The sequence below is a fragment of the Rhizobium pantanalense genome (assembly GCF_030182525.1).
In the GTDB taxonomy this organism is placed as follows: domain Bacteria; phylum Pseudomonadota; class Alphaproteobacteria; order Rhizobiales; family Rhizobiaceae; genus Rhizobium.
The window spans coordinates 85609-95490 of the sequence record NZ_JAQJCH010000017.1 but is presented as its reverse complement, the minus strand read 5'-3'; the positions used below and the strand labels follow the sequence as shown (position 1 = coordinate 95490).

The following is a 9882-nucleotide window of genomic DNA, read 5'->3' as shown; positions in this document are numbered from 1 at the left end:
ATCGGGCTTATAGACCCTACCTCCGAACCAAGTCAACACTCCAACTGTAAAAATTCTGACATTTTTGTAACTGACTGATTTACAATGGCAATTTGTGGGAATGGACGGAAAGCCGGTGGTTTTTACCTCAAAAGCTGCAAAAATCTTGTCCAAAAGGTCAAATTTTGCTCAGGCGTCAGAATCCGAAGACGTTCTCCCTATTATGCGCCCTGCGCATCCATTAAAGCCCGTCCTTTCAAGCAACCGGATGCCGGATCGAGTTTCTGGGCAAATCCACCGGCTGCAAGCCTCAGAAAAACCAAGATTTTCCATAAGGTTTCTGCTATGGTTGAGGCCAGATATAAAGGGAAGGGAGGAAACAATGCATACAACAAGACCGGAAAGCATCATCGAAGTCAGCTTCGACAGCGCCAATGGCCGCCGTGCGCTCGGTATTATGAGCATGCGCCAGGCATTGGATCTGCCCGACCTGCCGAGCTTCACCTATACGCATCCTGATCCGCAGAAGGCGGCTGCCGGCATTGTCTTGAGCCGGCAAGAGCTGCAGAGCTTCCTGACCTGCCATTGAGCAGGCGACCTTGCACAATGCGTCGATCGTGCCCGGGCGCGATCGACACTTAAGCGACGCCTGTCTTCAGGCCGCTCTTCTTTCCATTACCGCCAACGGCAGCAGGACGACGGCATTCAGGCCGCCTCCTTCGCGGTCTTCCAGACAGAGTGTGCCGCCATGCGCATCGAGAATCTGGCGGACGATCGCCAAGCCGAGCCCGCTGCCACCGAGATCGCGATTGCGCGATTCCTCCAGCCGCACGAAGGGTTCGAGGACTTCTTTCCGCCGCTCCGCCGGAATGCCCGGTCCGCGATCGCCGACGACGATGGCGCAGTGATCGCCACGACGCTCGGCGACAATATCGGCCCGGCCACCATAGCGCAGCGCATTGTCCATGAGATTGTCGAGCACCCGTACCAGAGCGGTCTCGGTCATAGTCACGCCGATCGGCTGCCCGATCGGCGCAAAACCCACGAGGCCCTGCCCGTCCTGCCGCTCCGCAAGGTGACCTCGAATGGCCGCATCGAGATCGACGATGGTCTTGCCATCCGAGACGACGGTGCTGCGGGCAAAGCCGAGCGCATCCTCCACCAGCCGCTGCATGGCCTCGACATCGGCGATCGCCCGCTCTCGATGCGGCGTGTCGGGCATCATTTCCATGCGCAGGCGGAAGCGGGTGAGATAGGTCCTCAGATCATGCGAGATCGCTCCGAGGATCAGGGTACGATTACTGACCAGGGCGGCGATGCGCAGCTGCATGGCGTTGATCGCCTTGATCAGCATGCGCAGCTCGCAGGCGCCTCTTTCGGGAATATGAACTGGCTGCAATCCGTTGCCTATCGAGTTCACGGTTCGCGACAGGCGCGTCAAGGGCCGGGTTTCGCGCGCCACCGCGGCAATGGCGATGACCGCGACCAACATGCCGAGAATGCCCGAGATAAGGCCGATGGGAATTCCGCGCAATCGCACAGTCGGGGTCTCGGGAAGATTGAAGACCGCAATCTTGCCGCCGACGACGCCGATCGACACTTCCATGATCCGGTCCGGTGCACCGACCGAGAACCAGCCTTGCGGTCTTTCCGACAGCGAGCGCATGTTGAAGTAGCGGTTGCCGAAGGCGATGTTGGCGAATTCACGCGCCAGCTTGCCGGTGAGCGTCAGATCCGAAGTGTCGCTCTTCTCACCGGCTGCCGGTGCATCGGCGAGCCGTATCGCCAAACCATTGGCATGCAGCGCCCGCACGGCGATCGGCTGCACCTCAGGCGGAACGGCGTCGAGAAGACGGATCGCCGTCTTGACCTGCATGGCCGGCGACAGCTCCGGATTGAACGGCGTATCCGGCTTGAGCTGCGCGGCAACGAAAGCCGCAAGCTGGATGATGAACAATGCCACGGCGACGATCATGATGATGCGGGCGACGAGACCGAGTTTCAGCATGGCTCAGACATCTTTCACGTCCATTGTAAGGAGATAGCCTGCGTTGCGCACGGTGGTGATGATATGGGCGCCATCGGGCAGGCAATGGCCGAGCTTGGTGCGCAGGCGGGAGACCGTGACATCGATGGTGCGATCGAAAGGATCTGCGCCGCGGCCGCGCGTCCAGTCGAGCAATTGCTCACGCGACAGCACACGGCGCGGCCTTTCGAGGAAGCAGACGAGCAGATCGAATTCGGCCGTCGTCAGATGCACGACCCGCCCGCCGTCCATCTCGATCACCCGTCCATCAAGGTCGACCGTCAACCCGGCAAAGCTCTTTCTCCTCGACGGACGGCTGATATCTTCCGGCCGCTCCGGGCCGGAACGTCGAAGGACGGCGCGGATGCGCGCCAGGAGCTCGCGCGGATTGAAAGGCTTGCCGAGATAATCGTCGGCCCCCATTTCGAGGCCGAGGATGCGATCTATATCTTCCGTTTTCGCCGTCAGCATGAGGATCGGTACCTTGCTGCGGGCGCGGATTCGGCGGCATGCCGACAGGCCGTCTTCGCCTGGCAGCATCAGATCGAGAATGATCAGATCAGGAAAGCCCTTGGACAAAAGGCGATCCATGGCAGCGGCGCTGTCGGCTGCCTGCACGGAGAAACCCTCACGGCTCAGGAACTCCTCCAGGAGCGCCCTAATCTCGCGGTCGTCCTCGACCAGAAGCAGCGATGCGGAAACCATGGCTCTTCCATGCGGGGCGAGAGGCGGTCTTGGCAACAGGGAAACGGCCAGCGTTACAAACTGTAACAAATTTCCCTTCTTTTGAAAAATCCCAGCAAAAGGAGCAGTGCAGTTTCTCTGCAGCCGCGATCCCTCCGGAGCGAATGGCGGCAGCCACCTTGCCGTCTACCCGACCCCATCGCTCGCTCCGGTCCGCGACAGGGCTCGTATCCACGAAATGCGAGCCCTGTCTGCCTTTCAGGCCGGCCTTTCGGTTCTGCCTCGACAATGCGATTTGCGTCCGGTTCGCTGCCATGCGAAAGGATGGTGCTTTCCGGCTCCATGCCGGGCTACGGCAACAAGCACATGAGGCAAGACGGGTGAGCCAACGGCAATCACCGCAAAGAGCCGGCAGGGCGGCGAAAGGCAGGCCGGAGCCAGAGGGCAAGCGCGTGACCTTGCCGCGGGCGCTTTCCAAGCTCGGCTATTGCTCCCGCACCCAGGCAGAGGCACTGATCGCGGCCGGCCGCGTGAGCGTGGATGGGCGCAAAGTGTCGGATCCAACCACCTGGGTTGATCTGGAGCATTCGAAATTCGCGGTCGACGGCACGGAGATCGCTGCGGAGAAAAAGCTCTATTTCATGCTGAACAAGCCGCGCGGGCTGGTGACGACGCGCGACGATCCCGAAGGAAGGCCGACGGTCTATGATTGCCTGAAGGAGATCGATGCCCGCCACCTCGCTCCCGTCGGGCGACTGGACAAGGCGAGCGAGGGGTTGCTGCTCTTTACCAATGATACGGTGCTGGCGCAGGCCCTGCTCGATCCGGTCAGCCATGTCGGCAAGACCTATCATGTGCAGGTCGACCGGATCATGGATCACGAGCAGCTTTCGCGCATGGAGCGCGGCATCATCGACGATGGCGAACTGCTGACCGCCAGTTCCGCCCGCCTCCTGCGCAGCGGCGATCGCAATGGCTGGATCGAGATAGAACTCAAGGAAGGCCGCAACCGTCAGATACGGCGCATGCTCGAGGCGCTCGGCATCGAATGCCTGCGGCTGGTGCGGGTCGCGTTCGGCGATATCGCGCTCGGCGATCTGCCGAAGGGAGCCGTGCGAGCCCTGACCGAAGCCGAAATCCTCGGGTTGCACCGGCGGGCAGGAATGAAGATCAACAGATAGAGGCAGGCTGCCATGCAACCCCATGACTTCTGGCAGGAGCTGCATGCGCCTGACACGTTCGACCCCAAGGAGGAGCACGCGGATTTTCATGTCGCCGAATTGCCGGACGGGCGTCAGCTGCGTCTGCCGATCCGGGTGCTTGCCGATGGCGAACATGCGCTGGCGTCACTGATCGTCAATCAGGCAAGCTTCACCGTGCTGGAAGCTCTGGCGGAGGCGCTTGCGGAGCGGATCGCAGCTTATGATGTCGATGTCGTCGCCGGTTTGCCGACCCTCGGCCTGACACTGGCAGCAGCAACGGCCCGCGCACTCGGCCATGCGCGCTACGTGCCGCTCGGGACATCGCGCAAGTTCTGGTATCGCGACGAGCTATCAGTCGCGCTTTCCTCCATCACCACGCCGAACCAGGAAAAGCGTCTTTATATAGATCCGCGCATGTTGCCATTGCTGCAAGGCAAGCGCGTAGCGCTCATTGACGACGTCATCTCCAGCGGCGCGTCGATCGTTTCCGGGCTTGCCCTCCTGGCATCCTGCGATATCGAGCCTGCCGTGATCGGCGCGGCCATGCTGCAATCCGATCGCTGGCGGGATCGCGTCGACCTGAGCGGCAAGCGATGGAGCGAGAGGATCGTCGGCGTGTTTTCGACACCGATCCTCGAGCAGGGTGAAAACGGTTGCTGGCGCCGGCCGGGCTGACATTTTTCGCGCCCGCAACCCGACGAATGGAGCCGTTTACATATTATTATGTGTGAAAACCGTTCCGATTCCGGCTGCAATGCGCTAAGGGTCCGCTCAAGAAGCACCCGCTAGGCGGATGCACGAGCCTGTTGGTGGACGCGTTGCGAATTCTCTCCGAAGCCCATTTCCCAGAATTGCCCAACTACTATCGCGGCAAGGTGCGCGAGAATTACGATCTGCCCGATGGCAGCCGCATCATCATCAGCACCGACCGGTTGAGCGCCTTCGACCGCATCCTTACCTGCATCCCCTACAAGGGCCAGGTGCTGACGCAGACGGCCCGCTACTGGTTCGAACAGACACGCGATATCTGCCCGAACCACGTCATCGACTATCCGGACCCCAACGTCGTCGTCGGAAAGCGACTGAATATCCTCCCCGTCGAGGTCGTCGTTCGCGGCTATCTCGCCGGCACCACGGGCACCTCGATCCTGACACTTTACAAGAAGGGTCAGCGCGAGATGTATGGCATCACGCTCCCCGACGGCATGCGCGACAACCAGATCCTGCCCGAGCCGATCATCACGCCGACGAGCAAGGAATTCGACGGCGGCCATGATGAGCCGCTGACGCCGACCCAGATTGTCGAGCACGGGCTTCTGACAAAAGAGCAGTGGCAGACGCTGACAAATTACGCTTTTGCCCTGTTCGTGCGCGGGCAGGACATCGCCCGCAAACGTGGGCTGATCCTCGTCGATACCAAGTATGAGTTCGGGACTGATGAAAACGGCACCATCATCCTTGCCGACGAAATCCATACGCCTGACAGCAGCCGCTACTGGCTGGCCGACAGCTATCAGGACAGATTCGAAAAGGGCGCGCGCCCGGAAAGCTTCGACAAGGATTTCGTCCGCGCCTGGGTCACGGAGCGCTGCGATCCTTACAAGGACGAGATTCCGGAGATTCCGAGCGACCTCGTCGAACAGACGTCCAAAGTCTATATTCGTGCCTATGAAGCAATAACGGGCATGTCTTTCGCGCCTGATGATCGCGGCGCGACACCGCTTGACCGGGTTCGCGCAAGCCTCGCCCGCTACTTCCCATAAGGACAGTCCGAACGGACTTTTGTCTGGAGCGATTCTGCGAAGCAACTCCCTGGAGTTGCAGCGTGCGCCGATTTTTGGCCGCGCCACATCCTTGAGTGGTGTGCAAAAGGGTATGTTTTTTGCAACACCTTAGATTTTTTTTAACGGCGCACTGATATTTCGGCCGATCCCACATATGTTCGCAGCCGAGAATTCGTAAAAGCCACTGTGCTATTGCAAAACTCATTGCTAGATTGACGCCGACCGCTTCGGGTCATTGTTTGTATTGCGTAAGACTGGAGCGCCAGCATATGGGGTCACGTCGATCCCGAAAAAAACTGATCAGTAAATTGAATTGTGGGACAATGTGATGGTTTCCATTCGTACTGCCGCCCCCGCCCTGCTGCTTGTTTTGGCAGGCTGCGTCAGCGGCCCAGACCATAAGCCACCGGAAATGCCTCTCCCGGCCAAATTCTCGGAGGGCGGTACGAAGGCGAACGGCGATATCGCCGGCTCGCAATGGTGGACCGCTTTCGGCGATCCCAAGCTGAATGCCTTCGCCGCACAAGGACTTGCCCAAAACCTTACCATCCAGCAGGCACTGGAACGCATCAACCAGGCTGAAGCTGCCGTCGTCACTGCAGGTGCAGGCGGCCTCCCAAGCCTCACCGTCAGCGGCGACAACACGACCAGCGGCCAGAAGGGTGGATCCACGGTTTCTTCGTCGACTGGACGGCGCAACACCACGACCGGCACTGCTTCGGCTTCCTGGCTGCTCGACCTCTGGGGTCAGTATCGCCGCGCAACGGAAAGTGCAAACGCCTCGCTCGACGCCGCCTACTCGACCGTCGACGTCCAGCGTCTGACCTATCTGCAGGATCTCGCCAACAGCTACGTCAATGCCCGCTATTATCAGGCCCTGATCTCGATCGCTCAGGAAAACCTGAAGTCGCGGCGCGACACGCTCTCGCTGACCAAGTTCCAGCTCGAAGCCGGTGCGGCATCCCGCCTCGACGTGGTTCAGGCGGAAGGCCTCGTCAACCAGACGCTGGCACTGGTGCCTGGTTATGAAATCAGCTACCGCCAGCAGGTGCATCATATTGCAACGCTGCTCAACGTTCCCTCATCGACGATCATCGCGCAGATGCAGGGCGGCGGCAGACAGCCGATCTTCCGCGGCAGCGTCCGCACCGGTGTTCCGGCCGACCTGATCCGCAACCGTCCGGACGTTCGCGTTGCAGAACGCACCCTCGCAGCCTCGACGGCCCAGATCGGCGTGGCCGAAGCCAAGCTCTTCCCGTCGATCACGCTCAGCGGCTCGATTTCGCCGACCTACATCCATACTTCGTCGGCGAGTGGCGGTCTGACCACCTGGTCGTTCGGCCCGTCGCTGAACCTGCCGATCTTCGATGGCGGCGCCCTGCGCGCTGGCGTCAAGAGCGCTGAATCGACAAGCCGTGAGAACTATCTCGCCTGGCAGTCGACGGTACGCTCGGCGATCGAAGACGTTGAAAACGCGCTCTCGGCCGTCAGCCGCGACGCACAGACGGTCGCTGCGCTGCAGGCTCAGGTCAAGTCCTACCAGGAAGCTCTGCAGCTCTCGACGGCAAGCTACAAGGACGGTGCATCCTCGCTGCTCGACGTTCTCGATGCCCAGCGCAACGTGACCGCAGCCCAGCAGAGCCTGGCGCAGGCCGTCCAGCAGAGCGCCCTCGACTACATCTCGCTGAACGTCAACATCGGCGCGGGCTATGTCCCGGCCGGAAAGGCGACTGTTGCCCAGGCTCCGGCCAAGGCCAAGGTCGTCAAGGTTTCGGCCAAGAAAGCGAGCTAACGATATCGCCTGCCTGGCGGGCGCATCGCTTAAGGTGAAAAGCCGTCGCGGGCATCTGCGGCGGCTTTTCTTTTGTCACACGAGAGAGGTGAAAATGAAAATGGCGCACTCCGCTTTCGCCGGAAGCACGCCATCGCCGAAAAAACAAAAAGGCCGGAATGATCCGGCCTTTCGCTATCCGCCTTCGCATCAGTGCCAGTACATCCGTGGTCAAAGGCAAGGGCGGAACTGCAGCCAGATTGATCATGAAAGGTCAACGAAGAGTTAACGCTGCTTCCATGATATCGACGGACCAAACGGCTCGCTTTCCAGCGCGCCAGCGCCCATCGGCTGCATGACTGGATGGTATATCGGCGTCCAAGGTGTCAATTTCAAGGCTGCTTTTTAGTTTCTTCGAAAAAACTCTTGAAGCAGCCGACGCTGCCACGTCGGTAGCACCGATGAAGGCAAGTAAGCCTTGTCAAAAAGACTCGCAGCTTTTCAGTTTCGAACTGATGCCGTTCAAGCTGCATTCATGCAATTACTTCTACAACACATGCAAAGATTGAAGAGGCGCCATGGAATCCTATCAGATTCCGTGCAGCGCCAGGTCTTTATCTTGCCGAAATTGGAAGGTCTTACCGAAGAGCGCCGGGGTAGGCGCACGACAGCGGAACAGGCACCAGCCGGCGATTTCGCGGCACGGGTGCGCAAAGGGAGAGTAATCTATGAGGTTCAAGATTCTTGCGGCGGGCATTCTGGCGGCGCTTGTGGCGCTACCAGCCATCGCGGAGGCGGCAGAAGGCTTTGCCACCGCGAACGTCAACATGCGGTCCGGTCCGAGTACCGCCTATCCGGCAGTGACGATGATCCCCGTTGGGGTGCCGCTTCAGATCAACGGCTGCCTTAACGATACGCCATGGTGCGATGTTTCCTTCTATGGCGGCCGCGGATGGGTTGCGGGTCGTTATATCCAGGCAACCTATCAGTCACGCCGCATCTATGTCGGTCCGCAATATTACCGCCCGCTCGGCATCCCGACGGTGGTCTTCAACTTCGACGACTACTGGGGTCGCTATTATCGCGGCCGCGACTTCTATCGTGACCGCGACCGTTGGCGCCGCGGCCCGGGCTGGGTCGATCGCCGCCCGGACAGCGGCTGGGACCGCAATTCCCAGGGCTGGGATAACGGGCCGGACCGCAATTGGGACCGTCGCCCCGATCGCAACCGCGATTGGGATCACGGATCGGACTGGAACGACAGACCGGACCGCAACTGGGATCGCCGGCCCGACCGTGATCGCGACTGGGGCAGACAGCGCCCGGACAACAACCAGGATTGGGGTGACCGGCCGGACCGCCAGCGCGACAACAATCGCCCGGACAATAATCGTCCGGACAACCGCCCGCGTCCGCAACCGCAGCAGGCTCAACCGCAACCACAGCCACAGCCGCAGCCGCAGGCCAATCCGCGAACGAATGCAGGCCAGCCGGGGCCTTATAGCCCTGATCACAGGGATCCATGCCCCGCGTCGGAGCCCAATTGCCGGATGTCCGTGAGAGGCTCGAACCGCTGACGGCCAGCTCTGCGACCGCCTGAAAAATCAAAAGGCCGGCGGCTTCGAAAGTCGCCGGCCTTTTGATGAGATTGCATCGCCTCCGAGGAGAACGCGCTCACCATCATGCGGGAGCTGCATTCAGGAGATGCTTTCGTGGAAGAACACGCGCCCAAAACTCTCTACTTCTACCGCGCTTCCGCCGGTTCGCAAGATTGGACGGTTGATCCGCGATGGTAGCGACATGCTTCAATGCATCTTGAGATGCGCTTCCCGCGTCGCCGAGATGAACATTTCCCGAGCCTCTTCGGCGGACTTGCGGCCGTCGATGGCAGCCCGGCAAAGGCTTCTTGCCGCCACGTAAAGCGGACCGCGCCGGTCAGGCCAGAGATTGGCCATGCAGTTGAGGGCCTCGGATGGGCCTGTGACGACCTGGAACGTACCCTGAGCAAAACCGATCTCGATTGGATTGCTCCATTTGATGTGTCGCATGAACACTCCTCCTCACGCGCTACCAATTGCTTGGAACCGCCCTGCAAGACGGCCACATGCCAATACTATAACCTTGATCAGCCCATTCGAAAATATGGAAGATTGCCTGCGCCGCGCGAAGTATCGACGCATCGGGATCGCAGCCTCGCTCCGTATGGAGGCAAGCGAGAGGCTGTCCTGAGATTTCAGGAGAACGGGCATAGTTGCGGATAACCGAAGCCGCACGGGTGATCTATTTTTCACGTGCGATCCGCCTCGCCTCATCCGGGGAAAACCCGGCGCGGCGTGCAAGCCGTTCGACACCGAATATCCGGTCGATCTGGTCGACCAGCCACAATTCAAAACGTTTCCACATCGGCATAGCCTCCTCCACTGCGAATCCGTCGGG

At 60.3% G+C, this 9882-nt stretch carries 10 protein-coding genes; 6 read left to right on the top strand and 4 right to left on the bottom strand.

Going from position 1 to position 9882, the window contains the following annotated elements:
* The first annotated feature begins 361 nt into the window (after positions 1-361).
* Positions 362-568, top strand: coding sequence for a hypothetical protein (locus PH558_RS31525; RefSeq protein ID WP_092720247.1), 207 nt, complete (start codon positions 362-364; stop codon positions 566-568).
* 66 nt (positions 569-634) lie between these two features.
* On the opposite strand, the gene PH558_RS31520 is transcribed toward PH558_RS31525, so the two are convergent.
* Together PH558_RS31520 and PH558_RS31515 are read right to left on the bottom strand one after the other, a co-directional pair.
* The gene (locus tag PH558_RS31520) at positions 635-1987 is read right to left on the bottom strand and encodes an ATP-binding protein (RefSeq protein WP_285208211.1); all 1353 of its coding nucleotides are present in this window, start codon (positions 1985-1987) and stop codon (positions 635-637) included.
* Positions 1988-1990: 3 nt separating this feature from the next.
* The gene (locus tag PH558_RS31515) at positions 1991-2710 is read right to left on the bottom strand and encodes a response regulator (RefSeq protein WP_285208210.1); all 720 of its coding nucleotides are present in this window, start codon (positions 2708-2710) and stop codon (positions 1991-1993) included.
* Positions 2711-3069: 359 nt separating this feature from the next.
* On the opposite strand from PH558_RS31515, the gene PH558_RS31510 reads away from it, so the two are divergent.
* The 5 genes from PH558_RS31510 (at position 3070) to PH558_RS31490 (ending at position 9023) form a co-directional block, all read left to right on the top strand.
* Positions 3070-3870 carry a pseudouridine synthase gene (locus PH558_RS31510; protein WP_095433534.1) on the top strand — a complete coding sequence of 267 codons (801 nt, stop codon included), beginning with the start codon at positions 3070-3072 and terminating at the stop codon, positions 3868-3870.
* A 12-nt stretch (positions 3871-3882) separates the two neighbouring features.
* Positions 3883-4566 carry a phosphoribosyltransferase gene (locus PH558_RS31505; protein WP_285208209.1) on the top strand — a complete coding sequence of 228 codons (684 nt, stop codon included), beginning with the start codon at positions 3883-3885 and terminating at the stop codon, positions 4564-4566.
* A gap of 143 nt (positions 4567-4709) precedes the next feature.
* Positions 4710-5654, top strand: coding sequence for a phosphoribosylaminoimidazolesuccinocarboxamide synthase (locus PH558_RS31500; RefSeq protein WP_285208214.1), 945 nt, complete (start codon positions 4710-4712; stop codon positions 5652-5654).
* A 349-nt stretch (positions 5655-6003) separates the two neighbouring features.
* A complete protein-coding gene (locus PH558_RS31495; RefSeq protein WP_095433532.1) occupies positions 6004-7467 on the top strand; it encodes an efflux transporter outer membrane subunit in 1464 nt (487 codons plus the stop codon).
* 707 nt (positions 7468-8174) lie between these two features.
* On the top strand, positions 8175-9023 hold the full coding sequence (locus tag PH558_RS31490; RefSeq protein WP_285208208.1) for an SH3 domain-containing protein: 849 nt from the start codon (positions 8175-8177) through the stop codon (positions 9021-9023).
* Between the two features lie 228 nt (positions 9024-9251).
* On the opposite strand, the gene PH558_RS31485 is transcribed toward PH558_RS31490, so the two are convergent.
* Both PH558_RS31485 and PH558_RS31480 read right to left on the bottom strand, forming a co-directional pair.
* The gene (locus tag PH558_RS31485) at positions 9252-9494 is read right to left on the bottom strand and encodes a DUF982 domain-containing protein (protein ID WP_095433530.1); all 243 of its coding nucleotides are present in this window, start codon (positions 9492-9494) and stop codon (positions 9252-9254) included.
* Between the two features lie 232 nt (positions 9495-9726).
* Positions 9727-9849, bottom strand: coding sequence for a hypothetical protein (locus PH558_RS31480; protein WP_274538723.1), 123 nt, complete (start codon positions 9847-9849; stop codon positions 9727-9729).
* Between the last annotated feature and the right edge of the window lie 33 nt (positions 9850-9882).